Origin of the sequence: Streptomyces sp. NPDC058796 (assembly GCF_042745235.1) — a bacterium.
In the GTDB taxonomy this organism is placed as follows: Bacteria; Actinomycetota; Actinomycetes; order Streptomycetales; family Streptomycetaceae; genus Streptomyces.
The window spans coordinates 218,780-239,035 of record NZ_JBHYOP010000013.1 but is presented as its reverse complement, the minus strand read 5'-3'; the positions used below and the strand labels follow the sequence as shown (position 1 = coordinate 239,035).

General features: G+C 74.0%; 18 protein-coding genes. 8 read left to right on the top strand and 10 right to left on the bottom strand.

Going from position 1 to position 20,256, the window contains the following annotated elements:
* Positions 1 to 96: 96 nt before the first annotated feature.
* Complete coding sequence (locus tag ACFW47_RS29915; protein ID WP_386286627.1) at positions 97 to 2,358, bottom strand: heavy metal translocating P-type ATPase; 2,262 nt, start codon at positions 2,356 to 2,358, stop codon at positions 97 to 99.
* Between the two features lie 79 nt (positions 2,359 to 2,437).
* Positions 2,438 to 2,656: a heavy-metal-associated domain-containing protein gene (locus tag ACFW47_RS29910; protein ID WP_386307661.1), complete on the bottom strand. Its 219-nt coding sequence runs from the start codon at positions 2,654 to 2,656 to the stop codon at positions 2,438 to 2,440.
* Positions 2,657 to 2,846: 190 nt separating this feature from the next.
* Here ACFW47_RS29910 and ACFW47_RS29905 point away from each other — a divergent pair, with 190 nt between their 5' ends.
* Positions 2,847 to 3,821 carry a hypothetical protein gene (locus ACFW47_RS29905; protein ID WP_386307660.1) on the top strand — a complete coding sequence of 325 codons (975 nt, stop codon included), beginning with the start codon at positions 2,847 to 2,849 and terminating at the stop codon, positions 3,819 to 3,821.
* Between the two features lie 234 nt (positions 3,822 to 4,055).
* Here ACFW47_RS29905 and ACFW47_RS29900 read toward each other — a convergent pair whose 3' ends face one another.
* Complete coding sequence (locus ACFW47_RS29900) at positions 4,056 to 4,835, bottom strand: DeoR/GlpR family DNA-binding transcription regulator (protein ID WP_386286621.1); 780 nt, start codon at positions 4,833 to 4,835, stop codon at positions 4,056 to 4,058.
* A gap of 132 nt (positions 4,836 to 4,967) precedes the next feature.
* Here ACFW47_RS29900 and ACFW47_RS29895 point away from each other — a divergent pair, with 132 nt between their 5' ends.
* Both ACFW47_RS29895 and ACFW47_RS29890 read left to right on the top strand, forming a co-directional pair.
* On the top strand, positions 4,968 to 5,849 hold the full coding sequence (locus tag ACFW47_RS29895) for an SIS domain-containing protein (RefSeq protein WP_386307659.1): 882 nt from the start codon (positions 4,968 to 4,970) through the stop codon (positions 5,847 to 5,849).
* Between the two features lie 59 nt (positions 5,850 to 5,908).
* Positions 5,909 to 6,793 carry a ketose-bisphosphate aldolase gene (locus tag ACFW47_RS29890; protein ID WP_386307658.1) on the top strand — a complete coding sequence of 295 codons (885 nt, stop codon included), beginning with the start codon at positions 5,909 to 5,911 and terminating at the stop codon, positions 6,791 to 6,793.
* 29 nt (positions 6,794 to 6,822) lie between these two features.
* On the opposite strand, the gene ACFW47_RS29885 is transcribed toward ACFW47_RS29890, so the two are convergent.
* The gene (locus ACFW47_RS29885) at positions 6,823 to 7,956 is read right to left on the bottom strand and encodes a methyltransferase (RefSeq protein ID WP_386286640.1); all 1,134 of its coding nucleotides are present in this window, start codon (positions 7,954 to 7,956) and stop codon (positions 6,823 to 6,825) included.
* 77 nt (positions 7,957 to 8,033) lie between these two features.
* Here ACFW47_RS29885 and ACFW47_RS29880 point away from each other — a divergent pair, with 77 nt between their 5' ends.
* Positions 8,034 to 8,684, top strand: a complete 651-nt coding sequence (locus ACFW47_RS29880; RefSeq protein WP_386286615.1) for an alpha-ketoglutarate-dependent dioxygenase AlkB family protein — start codon at positions 8,034 to 8,036, stop codon at positions 8,682 to 8,684.
* 37 nt (positions 8,685 to 8,721) lie between these two features.
* The gene (locus ACFW47_RS29875) at positions 8,722 to 9,960 is read left to right on the top strand and encodes an ROK family protein (protein ID WP_386286614.1); all 1,239 of its coding nucleotides are present in this window, start codon (positions 8,722 to 8,724) and stop codon (positions 9,958 to 9,960) included.
* Between the two features lie 18 nt (positions 9,961 to 9,978).
* Here ACFW47_RS29875 and ACFW47_RS29870 read toward each other — a convergent pair whose 3' ends face one another.
* Complete coding sequence (locus tag ACFW47_RS29870; RefSeq protein WP_386286612.1) at positions 9,979 to 10,377, bottom strand: VOC family protein; 399 nt, start codon at positions 10,375 to 10,377, stop codon at positions 9,979 to 9,981.
* Positions 10,378 to 10,584: 207 nt separating this feature from the next.
* Here ACFW47_RS29870 and ACFW47_RS29865 point away from each other — a divergent pair, with 207 nt between their 5' ends.
* On the top strand, positions 10,585 to 10,869 hold the full coding sequence (locus tag ACFW47_RS29865) for an SHOCT domain-containing protein (protein ID WP_386286610.1): 285 nt from the start codon (positions 10,585 to 10,587) through the stop codon (positions 10,867 to 10,869).
* A gap of 113 nt (positions 10,870 to 10,982) precedes the next feature.
* Here ACFW47_RS29865 and ACFW47_RS29860 read toward each other — a convergent pair whose 3' ends face one another.
* Entirely contained in the window at positions 10,983 to 11,531 is a 549-nt protein-coding gene (locus ACFW47_RS29860; protein ID WP_386286608.1) for an ATP-binding protein, read from the bottom strand.
* Positions 11,532 to 11,714: 183 nt separating this feature from the next.
* Positions 11,715 to 12,038: a hypothetical protein gene (locus tag ACFW47_RS29855; protein WP_073731154.1), complete on the bottom strand. Its 324-nt coding sequence runs from the start codon at positions 12,036 to 12,038 to the stop codon at positions 11,715 to 11,717.
* A gap of 351 nt (positions 12,039 to 12,389) precedes the next feature.
* On the opposite strand from ACFW47_RS29855, the gene ACFW47_RS29850 reads away from it, so the two are divergent.
* Positions 12,390 to 13,514, top strand: coding sequence for a PLP-dependent cysteine synthase family protein (locus tag ACFW47_RS29850; protein ID WP_386286606.1), 1,125 nt, complete (start codon positions 12,390 to 12,392; stop codon positions 13,512 to 13,514).
* 21 nt (positions 13,515 to 13,535) lie between these two features.
* On the opposite strand, the gene ACFW47_RS29845 is transcribed toward ACFW47_RS29850, so the two are convergent.
* Together ACFW47_RS29845 and ACFW47_RS29840 are read right to left on the bottom strand one after the other, a co-directional pair.
* Positions 13,536 to 14,009, bottom strand: a complete 474-nt coding sequence (locus ACFW47_RS29845) for an SRPBCC family protein (RefSeq protein WP_386286605.1) — start codon at positions 14,007 to 14,009, stop codon at positions 13,536 to 13,538.
* A 240-nt stretch (positions 14,010 to 14,249) separates the two neighbouring features.
* On the bottom strand, positions 14,250 to 15,077 hold the full coding sequence (locus tag ACFW47_RS29840; RefSeq protein ID WP_386286603.1) for a DeoR/GlpR family DNA-binding transcription regulator: 828 nt from the start codon (positions 15,075 to 15,077) through the stop codon (positions 14,250 to 14,252).
* A gap of 288 nt (positions 15,078 to 15,365) precedes the next feature.
* Here ACFW47_RS29840 and ACFW47_RS29835 point away from each other — a divergent pair, with 288 nt between their 5' ends.
* On the top strand, positions 15,366 to 17,795 hold the full coding sequence (locus ACFW47_RS29835; RefSeq protein WP_386307656.1) for a hypothetical protein: 2,430 nt from the start codon (positions 15,366 to 15,368) through the stop codon (positions 17,793 to 17,795).
* On the opposite strand, the gene ACFW47_RS29830 is transcribed toward ACFW47_RS29835, so the two are convergent.
* Complete coding sequence (locus tag ACFW47_RS29830; protein WP_386286600.1) at positions 17,792 to 20,233, bottom strand: right-handed parallel beta-helix repeat-containing protein; 2,442 nt, start codon at positions 20,231 to 20,233, stop codon at positions 17,792 to 17,794. The two genes, ACFW47_RS29835 and ACFW47_RS29830, sit on opposite strands and share 4 nt — an antisense overlap.
* Positions 20,234 to 20,256 lie beyond the last annotated feature (23 nt).

Here is a 20,256-nt window from a genome sequence, read left to right as displayed (position 1 = left end):
GGGGCGGCGCTCTCGCCCGGGCCCCCCGGGCCGCGCGCGGCGGCCTCGGGGCCGCCCCCGTTGGCCGGGCCCGTGGCCTCGCGCGGCGCGGGCGGCTCAGCTCGCGGCCTTGAAGCCCCGCAGCCGCAGCGAGTTGCCGACGACGAAGACCGAGGAGAAGGCCATGGCCGCTCCGGCGATCATCGGGTTGAGCAGCCCGGCCGCGGCGAGCGGCAGCGCGGCGACGTTGTAGGCGAAGGCCCAGAACAAGTTGGACTTGATGGTGCCCAGCGTCTTGCGGGCCAGCCGGATCGCGTCCGCGGCGGCGCGCAGGTCGCCGCGGACCAGGGTGAGGTCGCCGGCCTCGATGGCGGCGTCGGTGCCGGTGCCCATGGCCAGCCCCAGGTCGGCCTGGGCGAGCGCGGCGGCGTCGTTGACCCCGTCCCCGACCATCGCCACCGAACGGCCCTCGTCCTGGAGGCGCTTGACGACGTCGACCTTGTCCTCGGGCATGACCTCGGCGATGACGTGCTCGGGAGCGATGCCGACCTCCGCGGCCACCGAGTCGGCGACGGCCCTGTTGTCGCCGGTGAGGAGCATCGGCGTCAGGCCAAGGGCGCGCAGCCGGCCGATGGCCTCGGCGCTGGTGCCCTTGACGGCGTCGGCGACCTCCAGGACCGCCCTGGCCTCGCCGTCCCAGGCGACGGCGATCGCGGTGCGGCCCGCCGCCTCGGCCTCGGCCTTGGCCCGGGCCAGCTCGGCGGGCAGCTCCATGGCCCACTCGGCGAGCAGCTTCTCGCGGCCCACGAGGACGGCGTGGCCGTCGACGACGCCCTGCACACCGAGCCCCGGGACGCCTGCGAAGTCCTCGGGCGTGGGCAGCGCGCCCAGCTTCTCCAGGGCTCCGTCGGCGACGGCGCGGGCGATCGGGTGCTCGGAGGCGTGCTCCAGGGCGCCCGCCAGCCGGAGCACGGCACCCTCGTCGGTGCCGTCGGCGGTGTGCACGGCGAGCAGGGTCATGCGGCCGGTGGTGACGGTGCCGGTCTTGTCGAGGACGACGGTGTCGACCTTGCGGGTGGACTCCAGCACCTCGGGGCCCTTGATGAGGATGCCGAGCTGGGCGCCGCGCCCGGTGCCGACCATCAGCGCGGTCGGCGTGGCCAGGCCCAGGGCGCAGGGGCAGGCGATGATCAGGACCGCCACGGCGGCGGTGAACGCGGCCGCCAGTCCCGAGCCGTTGCCGATCCAGAATCCGAGGGTGGCCAGCGCCAGGGCGATGACGACGGGCACGAAGACACCGGAGATGCGGTCGGCGAGCCGCTGGGCTGCGGCCTTGCCGTTCTGCGCGTCCTCGACCAGCTTCGCCATCCGCGCCAGCTGGGTGTCGGCGCCGACCCGGGTGGCCTCGACCACCAGACGGCCGCCGGCGTTCACGGTCGCGCCGGTGACCGCGTCGCCGACGCCGACCTCCACCGGCACCGACTCACCGGTGAGCATCGACGCGTCGACGGCCGAGGTGCCCTCGACGACCGTGCCGTCGGTCGCGATCTTCTCGCCGGGACGGACCAGGAAACGGTCCCCGACCCTCAGCTCGGCGACCGGGACCTGCTCCTCGGCGCCGCCCCGCAGCACCGTCACGTCCTTGGCGCCGAGCTCCAGCAGGGCCTTCAGCGCGGCGCCGGCCTTGCGCTTGGAGCGGGCCTCGAAGTAGCGGCCCGCCAGAATGAAGGCGGTCACCCCGGCGGCGGCCTCCAAGTAGATGTTCCCGGCGCCGTCGCTGCGGGCGATGGTCAGCTCGAAGGGGTGCGTCATGCCGGGCGTGCCCGCGGTGCCGAAGAACAGCGCCCACAGCGACCACAGGAACGCCGCCGACGTCCCCACCGAGATCAGCGTGTCCATGGTCGCCGCGCCGTGCCGGGCGTTGGTGAAGGCGGCCTTGTGGAAGGGCCAGGCGGCGTACGTCACCACGGGCGCCGCCAGGGTCAGCGACAGCCACTGCCAGTACTCGAACTGCAGCGCCGGCACCATCGCCATCGCGATGACCGGGACGGCCAGCACCACCGCGGTGACCAGCCGCTCCCGCAGCGGCCGCAACTCGTCGGCGGCCTCGGCGCTCTCCGGGCCGGACTCCGACTCAGTACGCACCGGCTCGGGCTCGCGGGCCGTGTAACCGGTCGCCTCGACCGTGGCGATCAGCTCGGGGACGGACACGTCGGCGCCGTAGCTGACCCTGGCCTTCTCCGTCGCGTAGTTGACGGTGGCGGTGACCCCGTCCATCCGGTTGAGCTTCTTCTCGATCCGGGCGGCGCACGAGGCGCAGGTCATGCCGCCGATGGCGAGTTCTACCTCGGTCGGTGCGCCGGTCGTACTGGTGGTCATGGCTGCTCCTGATGCGGGTCGTCGGCCGGGACCCGGCGCCGCGGGTCCCGCGGTGCGGCGGGGGGAGTGCGGGGGGCGGTCAGACGCGGCCGGTCAGCTCGTAGCCGGCCTCGTCGACGACCTCGGCGATCACGGTGTCGTCCGGCTCGGCGGTCGCGGTGACGGTGACCCGGCCGGAATCGAGCTGGACGTCGACACCGGTGACTCCGTCCAGCTCACCGATCACCCGGGTGAGCGTCGCCTTGCAGTGACCGCAGGTCATGCCGGCGACGGAGTAGGTGGTGCTGATCGAAGTCATTGTCTTCCTCCAGATGTGCGATGCGGACGGATACGGGCCGGGGGTACCCCTGCCGACGTCATGTATACCCCTGCGGGGTATTGAGCGCAAGTGCCGGCCACCCCTTGACTCAGTACCCCCTAGGGGTATCGTGAAGTGCATGAAGAGGTCTCCCGTGAGCCGGAGACCCGTAACTCGAGGAGCGACCGCCATGAACACCGGACTGAGGATCACCGCGTTCACCGCCGCGCTGGCCGCCACCTTCGGCGCCGCCTACGGCGTCGGCACGGCGGTCGAGCCGGTCGTCGCCGAGAGCGCGCCCGCGCCGCACGACGAGCACAGCCGGCCCTCGGTCGAATCCGAGCAGGGCGGGGGGCACGGGCAGCACGAGACGGCACCGGCCGGCGGACTGCAGATCTCCGAGAACGGATACACCCTCGACCTGGCCACCCCACGCGTCACCGCCGGTGAACGCAGCGAGCTGCGCTTCACCGTCCAGGACGCCGACGGCGAAGCCGTCACCGCGTACCAGCGCGAGCACGACAAGGAACTGCACCTCATCGTGGCCTCGCGCGACCTGGTCACCTACCGCCACCTGCACCCCGTCCGAGCCGCGGACGGCACCTGGAGCACCCCCGTCGACCTGCCCGGCGCGGGCGGCTACCGCGTCTTCGCCGACTTCACCCCGGCGAAGAAGGGCGCGGAGAACCTCACGCTCGGCGCCGACCTCGCCGCGTCCGGCCGCTACGAGCCCGCACCACTGCCGGCTCCGAACAGCAGGGCCGCGACCCACGGTTACCAGGTCGAGCTCGCCGGCTCCCTGAGCCCCGGGCGCCCGAGCGAGCTGCGGCTGGTGGTCTCCCGCGACGGCGAACCCGTGACCGACCTGCAGCCCTACCTCGGCGCCTACGGTCACCTGGTCGCCCTGCGCTCCGGCGACCTGGCCTACCTCCACGTCCACCCGAACGGCGAACCCGGTGACGGCACCACCAGCCCCGGCCCGGAGATCTCCTTCACGGCCACCGCCCCGACCGCCGGCACCTACCGTCTCTTCCTGGACTTCCAGCACCGGGGCGAGGTCCACACCGCGGCGTTCACCGTACGGGCCGGATCGGCACCGAGCACGCAGGACCGGGACCCGGCCCCGACCGCGACGACGGAACACTCCGACGGGCACGGCCACTGACGCCCGACGCCCTCGGACGCCGTCAGGCGGCCGTCGGGTGGTCGGCGGGCTGCGGGCGGCCGCTGGTCCCGGACGGGCGAACGACGGTCCCCATCAGGCTCCCGGGGCGACCGCGTGCGGCGAGGTCACCGTCCCGCCGGGTGACCGGCGGGAGCCGTCGGATGGTCGGCAGACGCCACCGGCGACCGGCGGGATTCCCGGCGGGCGACGGCCGCGGCCCGCGGCGGTCGCCCGTCAGGCCAGCACGACCCGGACCCCGCTCTCCTCGAACCGCCGCACCAGGTCCGGGTCGGCCGAACCGTCCGTGACCAGCGTGTCCACCGACTCGGTCGCACAGATCCGGGCGAAGGCCCGACGGCCCAGCTTGCTGGAGTCGGCGGCGACGACCACGCGCTCGGCGCGCTCGCACAGCAGCCGGTTGATCGCCGCCTCCGCCTCGTCGTGGGCCGCGGCGCCGTGCGTGACGTCGAAGGCGACGACCCCCAGTACCGCCACGTCGACCGTCACCTGGCCCAGCACCCCGTCCGCGAGCGGGCCGATCAGCTCGTACGACTGAGCCCGGGCCACCCCGCCCGTCACCACGATCTTGAACTGCGGCCGGACCGCCAGCTCGTTGGCGATGTTGAGCGCGTTGGTGACCACGGTCAGCGCCGGGGTGCCCGAGGCCAGGTCCGCGCGCACGGCCAGCGCGCGCGCCACCTCGGTGGTGGTCGTGCCGCCGGTCAGGCCCACCGCCTCGCCGGGCGCGACCAGGGCGGCGACCGCCTGGGCGACGCGCTGCTTCTCGGAGGCGTGGCGCGCCGACTTGTACCGCAGCGGCAGTTCGTACGACACCCCGTGCACGACCGCGCCACCGCGGGTGCGCACCAGCATCTGCTGCTCCGCCAGCCGGTCGAAGTCACGGCGGATCGTCGCGGCCGAGACCTCCAGCTCGGCCGCAGCCTCCTCGACGTCCAGCCGGCCGCGCTCGACGAGCAGTTCCAGCAGTGCCTTCCAGCGGGCGTCGCGCGACATCCGCGCCTCCGTTCCTCGTTCCCCGCCGACCCTAGCGCACCGCACACTTCCCAAGATTGCTTGATTGTGCTCGAAAGATGGCTATATCTTGCAGGAATAATCAGACCGCTCGGTGATCGGGGAGTGTGCGGCATGACGTATGTCGAAGACGAGCTCAACAGCCAGCCCGAGTGCTGGACACGCGCCGCAGCCGAGGCGGCACGGCACGCGGCGGCGCTCCCGGCGGCGGGGGAGCGGGTGGCGATCGTCGGCTGCGGGACCTCGTACTTCATGGCCCAGTCGGCGGCGGCGCTGCGCGAGGGCGCGGGCCAGGGCGAGACCGACGCGTTCGCCGCCTCCGAATTCCCGCGGGGCCGCGCGTACGACCGGGTCGTCGCCCTCACCCGCTCCGGCACCACCACCGAAGTACTGGGACTGCTGGCCGAGTTGAAGGGCCGCGCCCGGACAGTGGCGCTCACCGCCGACCCGGCCACGCCGGTCATGACCGCCGCCGACGACGTGGTCGTGCTCGACTTCGCCGACGAACGGTCCGTCGTGCAGACCCGCTTCGCGACCACCGCCCTGACCCTGCTCCGCGCCCACCTCGGCCTGCACACGGACACGGTCGTCACCGACGCCCGCACCGCCCTCGCTGCCGAACTGCCCGAAGGGCTCGTCGAGCGCACCCAGTTCACCTTCCTCGGCCGGGGCTGGACCGTCGGACTGGCCAACGAGGCCGGCCTGAAGATGCGCGAGGCCTCCCTGTCCTGGACCGAGGCATACCCGGCGATGGAGTACCGACACGGCCCCATCAGCATCAGTACCGAGGGCACGGCCACCTGGATGTTCGGCGACGCGCCCGAAGGGCTGGCCGAGCAGGTCCGGGACACCGGCGCTATGTGGGTGCCCGGCCACCTCGACCCGCTCGCCGAACTGGTCCGCGCCCAGCGGCTCGCCGTCGCCGTCGCCGCCTTGCGCGGCCTCGACCCGGACCGGCCCCGCCACCTCACCCGCTCGGTGATCCTCGCCCCCTGACGTCCGCCCGACAACCATGTTCCGGCGCCCGGGAAGGATCCCGGGGAAAGAGAGAGACCGTGCCCCTCGCCAAGACCGGCGACCTGGTGGGCAGTGCCGCAGCCGCGCGCTCCGCCGTCGCCGCCTTCAACGTCATCACCCTGGAGCACGTCGAGGCCGTCATAGCGGGCGCCGAGGCCGTGCGCACGCCCGTCGTCCTCCAGGTCAGCGAGAACGCCGTGAAGTACCGCTACGGCCGCCTGCTGCCGCTGGCCCGCGCGGCCGTGGCCGCCGCCGAGGGCGCCGCCGTGCCCGTCGCCCTGCACCTGGACCACGTCCAGAGCGACGGCCTGCTGCGCCAGGCCCCGGACGCCGGGTTCAGCTCCGTGATGTACGACGCCTCCCGGCTGCCGTACGCGGAGAACCTCGCGGCGACCCGGACCGCCGCCGACTGGGCGCACGCCCGGGGACTGTGGATCGAGGCGGAGCTGGGGGAGGTCGGCGGCAAGGCCGGGCCGGGCGGGCGGGGGAGAGCCGTCGCGCCGCCGCTCGACGCCCACGCGCCCGGCGCCCGCACCGACCCCGCCGAGGCGCGGGCCTTCGTCGCCGACTCCGGCGTGGACGCCCTGGCCGTGGCCGTCGGCAGCTCCCACGCCATGACGACGCGCACCGCCGCCCTCGACCACGACCTGCTCAAGGCCCTGTCCGGCGCCCTGGACGTGCCGCTCGTCCTGCACGGCTCCTCGGGGGTCCCGGACGACGAACTCGCCGCGGCCGTCGCCGGCGGCATCGCCAAGGTCAACGTCGGCACCGCGCTCAATCTCGCCATGACCGGCGCGATCCGGGAGTACCTGGCCGCCCGCCCCGAGGCGGCGGACTCCCGCGGCTACCTCACCGCGGGACGGGAGGCCATGGTCCGGACGGTGTCGACGCTCATCGAGGTGATCGCCTGTAGTACGGGGTGACCGCCCGCCCTGCTTCCTGAGCCCGTGTCCTACTTCCTGACCGCTCTGAGCACCACGAACTTGGGGTCGCTCGCGACCACTTCGCTGTTGCCGAACAGCCGCCGCAGCGCGACGTGGTAGCCCAGGTGCCGGTTGCCGACCACCCACAGCTCACCGCCGGGGCGCAGCACGCGCCGCGCCCCGGTGAACATCCGCCGGGCGGTGGCGTCGGTCGTCGCCTGGTGGGAGTGGAAGGGCGGGTTGTTCAGCACCAGGTCGACACTGCCGTCCGGCACTCCGGTCAGCCCGTCGCCCACCCGGAACTCGGCCCGCCCCGCCGCCCCGCTCGCCTCGCACGTGGCCCGCGCCGAGGCCACGGCTTGGTAGGACTCGTCGGTGAACAGCACCTCGGCGTCCGGGTCGGCCAGCGCCACCGCCGTACCGACCACGCCGTTGCCGCAGCCGAGGTCCACCACCCGACGGAAACCGCCGGTGTCCGGCAGGTGCCCGAGGAAGAATCGGGTGCCGATGTCGAGCCGGTCCGCGCAGAAGACACCGGCGTGGTTGACGACGGTCCGCCCGGAGACCGGACCGACGCCCTCGGGGAGCCGGTAGCTCAGCGGCCAGGGGTTGGCGGGCCGCTTCAGCGAGAGGTCCGGCGTGGCCAGGATGAGCCGGGCCTTCTTCACGGCCAGCGAGGTACGGGTCGGCCCCACGATCCGCTCGAACAGCCGCAGTGTCGAGGTGTGGATCTCCTTCACCATCCCGGTGCCGACCACCACCGTGCCCTCGTGCAGCGCGGGCGCCAGCCGCAGCAACTGGTCCTCCAGCAGCGCCAGACTCTTGGGCACCCGCACCAGCAGCACGTCGATCCGGTCCGGCGGCGTGTCCCGCGTGGTGAGCAGCCGTACGGCGTCCGGTGCGACGCCCGCCCGCTCCAGGTTGACGCGGGTCGCCTCCCGGGCGAGGTGGGAGTCGGTGATCTGCACCGGACGGTGCGCGGCCAGCGCCGTCACCAGCGCGCCCCAGCGGTCGCCGACGACCACCACCGTGCCGGACAGCGGCACGTCCTGCTCCGCGAGGTGCCCGAGCAGGTACTCGTCGGAGGCGTCCCAGGCCCGGAGCCGGTCGCGGGGGTCCTCGGGGAAGCGGGTGAGCACCTGCTCCCCCCACGGGGTCGTCATACGGTCGCTGCGGTCGTTCATCGTGCGTCCAGGCTAGCCGAGCCGCAGCTCAGGCCGTGTCGGGCAGGATGGGGGGCATGGAGGCCGAGCTGTTTCCCAGGGCGCGCGCCGAGACCGCGCCCGGTGCCGTGCACGTCCCCGACTGGCTGGAGCCCGCACGGCAGCGCGAGCTGCTGTCCGCCTGCCGCGAGTGGGCCCGCCCGCCGGCCGGGCTGCGCACCGTCCGCACACCCGGCGGCGGCACCATGACCGCCCGGCAGGTCTGCCTCGGCCGGCACTGGTACCCGTACGGCTACGCCCGCACCGTCGTCGACGGCGACGGCGCCCCCGTGAAGCCCTTCCCCGCCCGGCTCGGCGACCTCGCCCGGCGGGCGGTCTCCGACGCGCTGGGCGCCGACGCGGCGGCGGACGCGCCCTACGACATCGCGCTGATCAACTTCTACGACGCCGACGCCCGGATGGGCATGCACCGCGACGCCGACGAGAGGTCCGACGCGCCCGTCGTCTCCCTGAGCCTCGGCGACACCTGCGTCTTCCGCTTCGGCAACCCCGAGACCCGGACCCGCCCCTGGACCGACGTCGAGCTGCGCAGCGGTGACCTCTTCGTCTTCGGCGGGCCGTCCCGGCTCGCGTACCACGGGGTACCGCGCGTGCACCCGGGCACCGCGCCGCCCGAGTTGGGGCTCACCGGGCGGCTGAACATCACGCTCCGGGTCAGCGGGCTCTAGGACCACCGCACCCGCGGATCATGGGAGACTCCCCCTCATGAGCGGCAAGGCGGACCCCCGGGCGGCGGGGGAAGGGACCACCTCGAGGACGCGGCTGGACCGGGGGCGCGGCGCGCTCGGACCCGCGTTGGAGCTCGTGCACACCGGACGCGCCCCCACCCGGGCCGTCCTCACCGCGGAACTCGGCGTGACCCGGGCCACCGCCGGCGCGGTCGCCGCCGAACTGGAGGCGCTCGGCCTGATCCGGGTCGACGCCCGGCCCGGCGCGGCCGCTGGTTCCCAGGGCCGGCCCTCGCACCGCCTCGCGGTCGCCGAGGACGGACCGGTCGCCCTCGCCGCCCAGGTCCACGCCGATGGGTTCCGCGCGGCCCTGGTCGGACTCGGCGGCCGCATCGTCGCCACCGCCCCCGGCTGCGAGGTCGTGGACGCCGACCCGGCGAAGGTGCTCGGCTCCGTCGTCGAGGCGGGGGCGGAACTCCTGCGGGAGACCGGCCGGCGCTGCGTGGGCGCGGGACTCGCCGTGCCCTCCGCCGTGGCGGAGCCCGAGGGCCTGGCCCTGAACCCTCTCCACCTCGCCTGGCCCGCGGGCGCCCCCGTGCGCCGGATCTTCGCCGAACAGGTGCGCGCCGCCGGCCTCGACGGCCCCGCCTTCGCCGCCAACGACGTCAACCTCGCAGCCCTCGCCGAGCACCGGCACGGCGCCGGGCGCGGCGCCCGCGACCTGCTGTGCGTGGCCACCGGTCACCGCGGCGTCGGCGGCGCCCTCGTCCTCGACGGCCGTCTGCACAGCGGCAGTTCCGGCCTCGCCCTGGAGGTCGGCCACCTCACCGTCAACCCCGACGGCGGCCCCTGCCACTGCGGCAGCCGGGGCTGCCTGGACGTGGAGACCGACCCGCTGGCCTTCCTCACCGCGGCGGGCCGCGAGCCGGGACCGGAGGTCTCCCTGCTCCAGCAGTCGTACGACCTGATCCGCGGCCACTACGCCGACCCGGCCGTCCGCACCGCCACCGAGACCCTCATCGACCGCCTCGGACTCGGCCTCGCCGGCCTGGTGAACATCCTCAACCCGGACCGCATCATCCTGGGGGGACTCCACCGCGCGCTCCTCGACGCCGACCCCGAGCGGCTGCGCGCCGTGGTCGCCGACCGCAGCCTGTGGGGCCAGAGCGGCGGCGTGCCCATCCTGCCCTGCGGTCTGGACCACAACAGCCTGGTCGGCGCCGCCGAACTGGCCTGGCAGCCGGTCCTGGACGACCCGCTGGGCGCGCTCTCCTGAGGACGGCCTCCGCCCTCCTCAGGCCGTCGGGCGGTCACCGCCGCTCGGCGCGTGGCTGAGGTCGACGACGCAGAAGATGTTGCCGTCCGGGTCGGCGAGGACGACGAAGTCCGGGTCGGGCGGATACAGCTCCCAGTCGACGGCCCGCGCACCGAGCCCGATCAGCCGCCGCACCTCCGCCTGCTGCTCCTGCGCCGAGTCCACGAAGAGGTCCAGGTGCAGCCGGGGACGAGGCTCGGCAGGAGACTCGCTGTACAGCAGCCCGAGGGCCCGCCCGGACCCGTCCGCGTGATCCAGCGTCCGCCAGGTCTCGCTCGTCCACTCCTCGGAGACGACCAGGTTCAGAGCCGCCGTCCAGAACTCCACGGCACGCGGCACGTCCGTGACGCCGATGACAGGGATGCCGAGTCTCAACATGCCCGCCAGCCTAAGCCGTTGTCCCGGGCGGCGCGATCATGACACGTACTGGGACCGTGGCCCGGCGGCGCGGGAAGCACGGGTGGACGGCCCCCGTACTCCCCGCGCGGTACCCGCACTGCCACCGGCCGTACGACGCCACGGGTCCCGGACGGAGCGACGCTCGGAAGCGACACCGAGAACACCGCGACCGAGGAGTTGGACGACATGCAGACCCTGGCACATTTCGGCGACGGCGCACCCGGGCCGTGGATCCTGTTCTTCCCCTTGCTCTGGGCACTGGTGATCGCCGGCGGCGTCACGCTGCTGCGCCGCACCGTGTGGCGCGGCCGCCGCGGCCCCGGCCGCCCGCCCGCCGCCCCGGACAACTCGCCGATCACCGTGCTCGGCCACCGCTTCGCCACCGGCGAGATCGACGAGGACGAATACTGGCGCCGGCTGTCCGTGCTGGACGAGCGGTTCGGCCGCACGGACAAGGGCGGCGCGGCCTGACCGCGGCGAACGCCGCCCGGGACGGCGAGGCCCGCTTCGGCGCCCCGGCCGCGGTGGGGCCCGCCCGGCTCGGTTGAGCCGTGGGCCCGCGGCAGCGAAAGGTCACCGCCCGGTCAGCCGGCAACGGCCGACCGGGCGGGAGCGGGTTGGGGTCTGCCGACGTCGACCGCGTGCTCGACCTCCGCGAACGCGGCGGCCGGCACCTCCTCGACCAGACGCCGGGGCGGGCGCGCGGTGGCCGGGGGAGCGGTGACCTGCGCGGCGGGGACGGCCGTCGGGAGCGTGAACCAGACGACCTTGCCGGACTCGCCGTCCGGCCGGGCGCCCCAGCTCTCACTCATCGCGGCCACCATGGAGAGCCCGCGCCCGCACGTCGCCAGCGGTGCGGCGTCGTCCACCACGGGCAGCCTCGGATCGTGGTCGCGCACGGAGACGGTGAGCCGGTCAAGGAGCAGCTCTATCTCCACGGTGCACGTCTTGTCGGGACGGGCGTGCAGGTGGACGTTGGTCAACAACTCCGTCACGCCGAGCGCTGCCCGGTCGATCAGGGAATCCATATGCCAGTAGCGCAATTGCGCAGATACGATTCTGCGGACCTGGCCGATCCGCGACGGCAGGGCTTGGAGCTCCACCGTGCAGTGTCTGCTTGGGTGACTGATCACGGCTGCGACTCCCCGACTAGAGGTCCGGAAGAACACGGAGTTCGGATCCAGCAGGGCGCACGCGGCGCGCCGCCGCCTGCTGTCATGGCCGGCGGGCTGGTTCGCAGCGTTATCGCCGGTAAACCCAGAGTGACGTGAGACCAGCGTGACGCAAGGGGTGAGGCACCGCAACTTACGGCCATCTCAAGCGCGTCGCCCCGCCGCCCTGCGCACCGCCTCGATGAAACGGCGGGCCGCCGGCGGACCCGGCTCACCCGGCGCGGGGTCCCGCTCGCCGAGCGTGAGCAGGTACCGCTTGCCGTTGAGGTCGGCGAGGGCGCGGTCCTCGGGGGCGAACCAAGGCCTGGAGGCTCGCACCGCCTGCACCGGGGCGCTGTCGATCTCACTGCCGTAGCTGGTCAGCAACTCCACCCGGCCACCGCTGATCCGGACCGTCCCGGCCCGGGTGAGTGAACGCAGCCGCTTGCCGATCCGCACCCCCGTGGCCCTGAACTCCGGCTCCGCCATGCCGTCGCCCCCTCGTGCCCGTCGGTCGCCGGACCGTGCTCCTCGCTGGGCCCGGTACCGGCTCGTGTCGTGCTCCAGTGTGCGCCCGCGGCGGGAACCCCCGGGAATCCCGTCCCGCCCGCTGGCAGTCTGCCCGCACCGCGCGCCGAGCACCAGTACGCGCCGCCCCTTTCCGAAGGCGGCCGGAGCACTCGCGCGAATGCGCCCCCGTCCGGCCGCCGGACGCGCCCCAGTGGTGCCTTTGAGGCTCCCAAAGGTGTGTTTATGCAGGTGAGAAGCGTGTTGAAGATGCATATGATCGAGGCGTCGGCCGCGCGAAGCGCCGTCGGCGCGAGCGTAAGGAGCCCCGTCGTGAGCACCCACCGGCCAACCCGCACCGGCGCCACCCTCGACGTCGACCACAGCGACGCCGACTACCGGGCCTGGCTGAAGGAAGCCGTGCGCAAGGTCCAGGCCGACAACAACCGCTCGGCCGACACCCACCTGCTGCTCTTCCCGTTGCCGGAGCACTGGGGCATCGACCTGTACCTGAAGGACGAGTCGACCCACCCCACCGGCAGCCTCAAGCACCGGCTCGCCCGCTCGCTCTTCCTGTACGGCCTCTGCAATGGCTGGATCCGGCCGGGTCGCCCCGTGATCGAGGCGTCCAGCGGCTCCACCGCCGTCTCGGAGGCGTACTTCGCCAAGCTGGTCGGCGTCCCCTTCATCGCCGTCATGCCGCACACGACCAGCACCGAGAAGATCCGCCTGATCGAATTCCACGGCGGACAGTGCCACTTCGTGGACGACTCCCGCCGGATGTACGAGGAGTCCGCACGCCTCGCGGCCGAGACCGGCGGTCACTACATGGACCAGTTCACCTACGCGGAACGCGCCACGGACTGGCGCGGCAACAACAACATCGCCGAGTCGATCTTCCGTCAGCTGAGGCTGGAGCGCTTTCCCGAGCCGGCGTGGATCGTCGCCACGGCCGGCACGGGCGGCACTTCGGCGACCCTCGCACGCTACGTGCACTACATGCAGTACGACACCCGCGTGTGCGTCGCCGACCCCGAGAACTCCTGCTTCTTCGAGGGCTGGACCACCGCGGATCCGGGCGTCGTCTGCGACCGCGGCTCGCGGATCGAGGGCATCGGCCGGCCCCGGATGGAGCCGAGCTTCGTGCCCGGCGCGATCGACCGCATGATGAAGGTGCCGGACGCCGCGAGCGTCGCCGCCGTCCGGGCCCTGGAGCGGGCCATCGGCCGCAAGGCGGGCGGCTCCACGGGCACCGGGCTGTGGAGCGCGCTGAAGATCGTCGCCGAGATGGTGGCCGAGGGACGGCAGGGCAGCGTGGTGACGCTGCTGTGCGACCCGGGGGACCGGTACCTCGACAAGTACTACTCGGACGCCTGGCTCGCCCAACAGGGTCTGGACATCGGGCCGTACACGGCGACGATCGAAACCCTGCTGCGGACGGGTGCCTGGCCCGGCTGACGGCGAGCGGAGCCGGACCGCCTACGGGCGGGCGAGCCGCCTGTCCAGCGAGGTGACCGCGTCCCGGAAGGCCCGTCCCAGCCCTGGACGCGCACGGTTCAGCACGAAACGGAAGAGCGGCGTACCGTCCGCGGCGAACGTCCACTGCACGCGCGTGCCGTTCCCGGCGGGCGCCAGCCGCCACTCCTCGACCATGGCCCGGGCTCCGGGCGCGTTGGTGACGTCGACGCGGTACGCGTACACCTCGGGCCGCTCGGCCGTCAGCACCGTCTCCAGGAAGCGCGTACCGCCCCTGAGCCGGATCTCGCGCCCCGCTCCCTCACCGATGGGCCTGGCGAACGTCACCGCCGAGAACCAGGCCGGCCAGCCCGGCACGTCCTCGGCCAGCGCGCGGAAGACCCGGTCCGGGGCGGCGGAGATCTCGCGTGCGAAGACCAGCCGTACCGGCGCGGTCTCGACGAAGCCGGCTCCCACCGGACGCAGACGGTGAGCCATGGACGCAACAACCCCCTTGAGCGAAGCCGCGGACGCGGACGGTCGGACGGGTGGCGCCACGATAGCCGGGGGCACGCCGGGTGTCAGCGGTGCCGGAGGACGAAACGGCGCGGGCGAGCCGTACTCGGGAGCGCACCCCGCGCTCGCGAGCCGGGTCCGGGCGGTCCGTCCTCGCCGAGCAGGCCACAGGCCGGGGACCGGGCGCGGGCTACGTACGCGTCGGCCCGCCGCCGCCCGAGGTCAGTCGGCCGCGTCCGTCTCCGGCTCGCCCGCCACCACGAGCCCCAGATGCTCCGAGATCTCCGCACGGGCGTCCGCCGGCAGACCGGCGTCGGTCACCAGCGTGTCCACCTGCTCCAGCGCGGCGAACGAACTCAGGCCCACGACACCCCACTTGGTGTGGTCGGCGACCACCACGACGCGCCGCGCCGACTGCACCAGCCGCCGGTTGGTCTCCGCCTCCGCGAGGTTCGGCGTCGACAGGCCGGCCTCGGCCGATATGCCGTGCACGCCGAGGAACAGCACGTCGAAGTGGAGCGTCGCGATCGCCTGGTCGGCGACCGGCCCCACCAGCGAGTCGGACGGAGTGCGCACACCACCGGTGAGCACCACCGTGGCCGCGCCCTGCCGCGCCCCCGAGGTGCGCTGCGCCACGTGGAACACGTCGGCCACCCGCACCGAGTTGGTGACCACCGTCAGATCCGGCACCTCCACCAGCCGGTGCGCCAGCGCGTACGTCGTCGTACCGCCCGACAGCGCGATCGCCGCACCCGGCGCGACCAGTTCCGCCGCCGCCCGCGCGATGTCCTCCTTGGCGGTCGGCTCCAGGCCCGACTTGGCCTCGAACCCCGGCTCGTGTGTGCTCGCCTCCACCACGGGGACCGCGCCGCCGTGCACCTTCTCCAGCACGCCCTGCCGGGCCAGCGCGTCCAGATCGCGGCGGACCGTCATGTCCGACACGCCGAGCTTGCGGGTCAGCTCGTTGACCCGGACCCCGCCCCGGCGGCGCACCTCGTCCAGGATCAGGGCGCGCCGCTGCTCCGCGAGGAGGTTCGGATTCTCACTCACGTACGCTCCGGTCCTTTCGCCGCGAAACCGCCCGACACGCCCGGCGCACCCGCTCCGACCGGGGGCTCTCCCGGCTCCGGTGCGCGGACGTCCCATCCTCGCACGCCCCGGCACGGGCCGCGCCACCGCCTGCCCGTCGCGCACATGTCACGACAGTCTCGTCCTGGCATCACCTGTCACACAGTTCGGGGAGATTCCGTGCCCAGGGGTGCACGGCCCCCGCCGAGCGGAGATCCTTGTGCCCGCACGTACACAGCCGACGGCACGTCACCCGGGGGAGTGCGGACAGTGGAACAGGCGCAGGAGCGGGCCGGGACGGGCGGGCGGGACGCTCCCGGACCGCGTGACGCGGGAGCCGGGAGAGACGACGGGAGCAGCGACGGGAGGAGCGGCACCGCCCTGGAACTCCTGGTCCACGGAGTGGGCGGCACCACGCCCGCCGAGATGCTGGACGACCCGCGGACCGTGCGGGTCACCGGCGACCACATCGCGGCCGTCTTCCGGCGCACCGAGGACGCCGACGCCGAGTCCCGGCCCGAGGACTACCGGGGCCGGCCGGTGCCCGAGGCGTACGTCTGGTGCAACCTCACCTCCGGCAACGGCACCCGCGCCCTGTGGCTGCTGCTCCTGCCCTTCATGGTCGTCAACCTCGCCCACTGGATGCGGCCCACCGCACGCGGCCGGACCCGGACGATCCGCCTCTACGGGCTGCTGGTGCGGCTGGCGGGGCTGACCTTGACGGTGCTGCTGGTCGCCGGGGCGTGCGAGGTCGCGCTCGACCTCGTGGCCTGGCAGTGCGCGGGCACGCGCGCCTGTGCCGAGCGGCACTCCTGGCTGGGTTTCCTGTCGCCGGTGATGTCGGACGGCGGCTGGTGGAGCACGCCCGGCCGCAGGCTCGCCCTCGCGGCCGCGGTGCCGGCGGTGCTCACCGGCCTGCTGTGGTACCTGTCGCTGCGCACCTGGCGGGCCTACGAGTCCCAGCAGCCGATGGACCGCGAGTCCGGCCCGGAGTCCGGCCCGGAGCCGGTTCCCGGGGAGGACCCCGCCCGCACCGCCCTCGGCCGGCCCGGGTTCTGGTACGGGCGGCGCCTCGTGGCCCGGCTGCGCGCCGCGCACACCGCCGCCGCCCTCCTGACCGTCGCCGCGGCGGTCGGCGCGCCCGCGGCCCGCTTCGACCGACGGCCGGGCGGGCCCGCGCCGCTCGACACACTGGGCTGGCTCCTGCTGGCGGCACTGTCCGCCGGGGCGGTCGCCGTGGTCGCGGTGGTCTGCCGCCGGGGCCGCAGCGAGCGGCGCCTCGACCGGGAACTGGACGAGCGCCTCGTACGGCTGCTGCCGCTGGGCGCCCTCGTCCTTGTCGTCCTCGCCCTGCTGTACGGCGGCTGGTCACGCCCGCAGTGGTCGTCCGCCGGGCGGCTGCCCGGGGACATGACCTTCGGTGGCATCACCCTCGTCCAGGGCCTGCTGGTCATCGTCCTCGCCGTGGTCGCCCACGTGCTGCACCGCAGCAGCCCCGACGCCCGGGCCGCCATCCGCGGTCTCGGCGGACCGTCCGTCGCGATGCTGGCCTGCGCGCTGGGCGGAGTGATGTCCGGCGGCGTCGCCCAGCGCGTCGCCGACTGGCTGGACGGCACCGGTACCTCCATCGACGGGCCGCCGGTCCTGCTGACCTGGCAGGCGTCCGTCATCCCGGCGCTGCTCGTCGTCGTCCTGCTGCTCTGCGCCGTACTCGCCCGCCACACCTGGCGCCTGGCCCGCGCCGAACGGGCCGACATCGAGGACGACCACCCCGGTGAGGCCGGGGACTCCGGGCGCACCCGGCGCATCGCGCTCACCCGGGCCCTGGCCACCCTCACCGACCGGGCGCCCCTCCTGGTCGCCCTCGTCTCCGCGACCACGCTGCTGCTCGGCGCCGCGGCCCTGGCCGGTGCCCTCGTGACCGACCGGACGCCCGCCGACGCGGCGCGCGGGACGTACGCCGTCGTGCACGGCGCCGTCCAGACGGCGCAGGCACTGGGTTCCTGGCTCGTCGGCCTCGGCTTCATACTGTTCGTCACCTGGGGCAGGCGCGCCTACAAGGACGCCTCCGCACGGCGCACCATCGGCATCCTGTGGGACGTCGGCACCTTCTGGCCGCGCGCCGCCCACCCCTTCGCGCCGCCCTGCTACGCGGAGCGCGCGGTGCCCGACCTCACCTGGAGGATGGCGACCTGGACCCGGGCCACCGGCGGGCGGCTGGTCATCTCCGGGCATTCGCAGGGCAGCGTCCTCGCCGCCTCGGCCGCCTGGCAACTGGAGCCGCCCGCCCGCAGACGGGTCGCCCTGCTCACCTACGGCTCCCCGCTGGAGCGCCTGTACGGCCGCTGGTTCCCGGCCCACTTCGGACCGGCCGCGCTCGGCTCCCTGCACGAGGAGATCGACTGCTGGCGCAACCTGTACCGGCGCACCGACCCCATCGGCGGCCCGATGCGGCTGCCCGGCGACTCGGGCCCCGCGGTGGACCGCCCACCCCTCAAGGACCCGCTGACGTACGGCCGCACAGAACTCCACCCGCTGCCCGCCCCGATCCTCGGCCACTCCGAATACCAGGCCGACCCGGCCTTCGCCGAGGAACGGCAGCGGCTGCTCGCCCGCCTGCGCCCGGAGGTACCGGCACCCCGCCACACCGGTCGCCCGTCCTCCGTCCCGGCGGCGGACGACGGGACGGAGGACTGCTAGGGCCGCGGTTCCGGCAGGTCCTCGACGTAGAGGAGGGTCAGGTCGTCCTTGCTCGGGTCGGCGAGCTGGGCGACCCGGCTCGCGTGCCGCTCCACCATCGCCTCGAACGTCTGGCGGGCGGTACGGCCGTTGCCGAAGGCCGGGCCCTTCGGGAGCGCCGCGAAGTACTCCGTCAGCGCCTCGGCCGTGCCCGGCGCCAGCCGGTACTCGTGCTCGTCGGCCTGCTGCTCCACGATCCGCAGCAGCTCCTCGGGCCCGTAGTCGCCGAAGGTGATGGTCCGTGAGAAACGGGAGGCGACGCCCGGGTTGACGGACAGGAAGCGTTCCATCTCCGCGGTGTATCCGGCGACGATCACCACGACCGCGTCCCGCTGGTCCTCCATCAGCTTCACCAGCGTGTCGATGGCCTCCTTGCCGAAGTCCCGGCCGGCGTCCTCGGGGGAGAGCGCGTACGCCTCGTCGATGAACAGCACACCGCCGTGCGCCCGCTGGAACGCCTCCTGGGTGCGGATCGCCGTGGAGCCGATGTGCTCACCGACCAGGTCCACCCGGGACACCTCGACGAGGTGCCCCTTCTCCAGCACCCCGAGGGAGGCGAGGATCTCGCCGTACAGGCGGGCGACCGTCGTCTTGCCGGTGCCGGGGGAGCCCGTGAACACCAGGTGGCGCTTGACGGAGGCGGCCTTCAGGCCGGCCTGCTGCCGCCGCCGGCCCACCTCGATCATGTCGGTCAGTGCCCGCACCTCGCGCTTGACGCTGTCCAGGCCGACGAGGGCGTCCAGTTCACCCAGTACGGCCTTGGAGGTCCGCGCCGGCTCCCGCGGTTCCGTACCGCCGAGCAGGGGTTCCTGCTCGGCGCTGCGCTGCCCGGGGATGGAGCCCAGCAGGCCGGGGGACTGGCTCACCGTCTGCACGGCCGGCTCCGGCGCGGCCGGCGCGGTCAGGCCGGCGCTCTCGTCGCTGGTGCAGTCCTCGACGAGCGGACCGGCATCGCGTCCCGCCTCCGCGCCGCCGTCCGCGAACTCGTACCCGCCCCGCGCGCACCGCTCCGTGCGGCACTTCCGGAGCGTCGTACGACAGCCGTCGATCACGTGGAAGCCGTACCCGGCGCTCCCGGTCACGCGGCAGTTCAGGAAACTCCCGCGGCCCCCGGCCGACACGTAGACGCCGGCCTCCGAAGGGGAGTCGACCGTGCAGCGCTCGATGGTGGGGTCGGCGCCCTTGGTGACGATCACACCGGTGCGATTTCCGTCCAGGGTGCAGTTGTTCAGCGTGCCGCCGCTGCCGTGGTCGCGGAACCAGGCGCCCGTGGCAGCGTCCCGGATACGGCAGTCGTCGAGCTGGGCGGTGGCGCCGTCGCTCACCGACACGGCCGTGTTGCGCACTTGCGACAGGTCGCTGTCCACGACGTCCGCTCGCGAGCCGCGGTCCAGGACGAACAACGCGTCAGGCACGTCGTGCACCCGGCAGGAGTCGAGCACCGCGGTGGCGCCGTCGCTGACCCAGACCGCCGGGTAGTCACCGGTGCTGTCGAAGATCTCGCACTGGTTGGCGTCCACGCGGGTGCCCGGGTCCCACACCGACAGTCCGTTGCGCCCGAACTGCCGCACACTGGTGCGGGTCAGGGTGAGGACGGAGCGGGAGCGCAGGTCGACCGCGTTCTCCGGGACGTCGTGGATACGGCAGTCGGCGAGGGTGAGCACCGCGTCCGTGTCGAGGGTGACGCCGTCGCCGGTGGTGCGGTGCACGTCGCAGTCGGTCAGGTGCGCGGTGGCCCGGTTCGTCACCTGCACGCCGCTGCCCCGCACCTCGTAGACCTCACAGCCCACGGCCTCCAGCGCGGAACCCTCGCCCGTCACCGTCAGGCCCGAACCCGAGGCGTGGTGCACCCGGCAGCGGTCGAGCCGGGGATGCGCGCCGGAGCGCACCGCGACACCCGCCTGCCCCGCGGAGACGATCTCGCACTCCTCGAACACGCCCCCGCCGCCGTCCAGGACGGCGACGCCGGCACCGGCCGGGTTGTCGACGACGCAGCGCCGCACCGTGGGCCGCGCGCCGCCGCGTACCTCTATCCCCGACGCGGAACGCGCGACCACCCTCAGCCCCAGCAGCTCCGGCACACCGTCCTCGACGAGCACCGCGGGCGCCGCCGCGTCCTGACCCTCCACGTGCAGGTCCTGGATCACCGCCGAGGCACGCACGGTCAGCGGGACGCCGTCCACGGGGGCGATCCGGACCGAACCCTGCCCGCCCTCGGGCCCGCGCAGGGTCACCGCCCGGTGGACGACGAGATTCTCCCGGTAGGTCCCGGGGGCGACGGTGAGGACGTCACCGTCGGCCGCGGCCTCCAGGGCGGCGGCGAGCGATGCGTACTCACCCGTGCGGCGCCGCCACCGCGAGGTGCCGGTGTGCGTCACCTGGACCGTGCCCTGTGCCATGGCGTTGCTGTGCCCCCACCTCG

What these genes read in the sequence shown, in the direction of transcription:
- ACFW47_RS29845 (WP_386286605.1), bottom strand. Translation starts at nt 14,009, where the DNA reads ATGGCTCACCGTCTGCGTCCGGTGGGAGCCGGCTTCGTCGAGACCGCG.
- ACFW47_RS29895 (WP_386307659.1), top strand. Translation starts at nt 4,968, where the DNA reads ATGACGTATGTCGAAGACGAGCTCAACAGCCAGCCCGAGTGCTGGACA.
- ACFW47_RS29905 (WP_386307660.1), top strand. Translation starts at nt 2,847, where the DNA reads ATGAACACCGGACTGAGGATCACCGCGTTCACCGCCGCGCTGGCCGCC.
- ACFW47_RS29855 (WP_073731154.1), bottom strand. Translation starts at nt 12,038, where the DNA reads ATGGCGGAGCCGGAGTTCAGGGCCACGGGGGTGCGGATCGGCAAGCGG.
- ACFW47_RS29875 (WP_386286614.1), top strand. Translation starts at nt 8,722, where the DNA reads ATGAGCGGCAAGGCGGACCCCCGGGCGGCGGGGGAAGGGACCACCTCG.
- ACFW47_RS29910 (WP_386307661.1), bottom strand. Translation starts at nt 2,656, where the DNA reads ATGACTTCGATCAGCACCACCTACTCCGTCGCCGGCATGACCTGCGGT.
- ACFW47_RS29900 (WP_386286621.1), bottom strand. Translation starts at nt 4,835, where the DNA reads ATGTCGCGCGACGCCCGCTGGAAGGCACTGCTGGAACTGCTCGTCGAG.
- ACFW47_RS29830 (WP_386286600.1), bottom strand. Translation starts at nt 20,233, where the DNA reads ATGGCACAGGGCACGGTCCAGGTGACGCACACCGGCACCTCGCGGTGG.
- ACFW47_RS29880 (WP_386286615.1), top strand. Translation starts at nt 8,034, where the DNA reads ATGGAGGCCGAGCTGTTTCCCAGGGCGCGCGCCGAGACCGCGCCCGGT.
- ACFW47_RS29915 (WP_386286627.1), bottom strand. Translation starts at nt 2,358, where the DNA reads ATGACCACCAGTACGACCGGCGCACCGACCGAGGTAGAACTCGCCATC.
- ACFW47_RS29885 (WP_386286640.1), bottom strand. Translation starts at nt 7,956, where the DNA reads ATGACGACCCCGTGGGGGGAGCAGGTGCTCACCCGCTTCCCCGAGGAC.
- ACFW47_RS29865 (WP_386286610.1), top strand. Translation starts at nt 10,585, where the DNA reads ATGCAGACCCTGGCACATTTCGGCGACGGCGCACCCGGGCCGTGGATC.
- ACFW47_RS29870 (WP_386286612.1), bottom strand. Translation starts at nt 10,377, where the DNA reads ATGTTGAGACTCGGCATCCCTGTCATCGGCGTCACGGACGTGCCGCGT.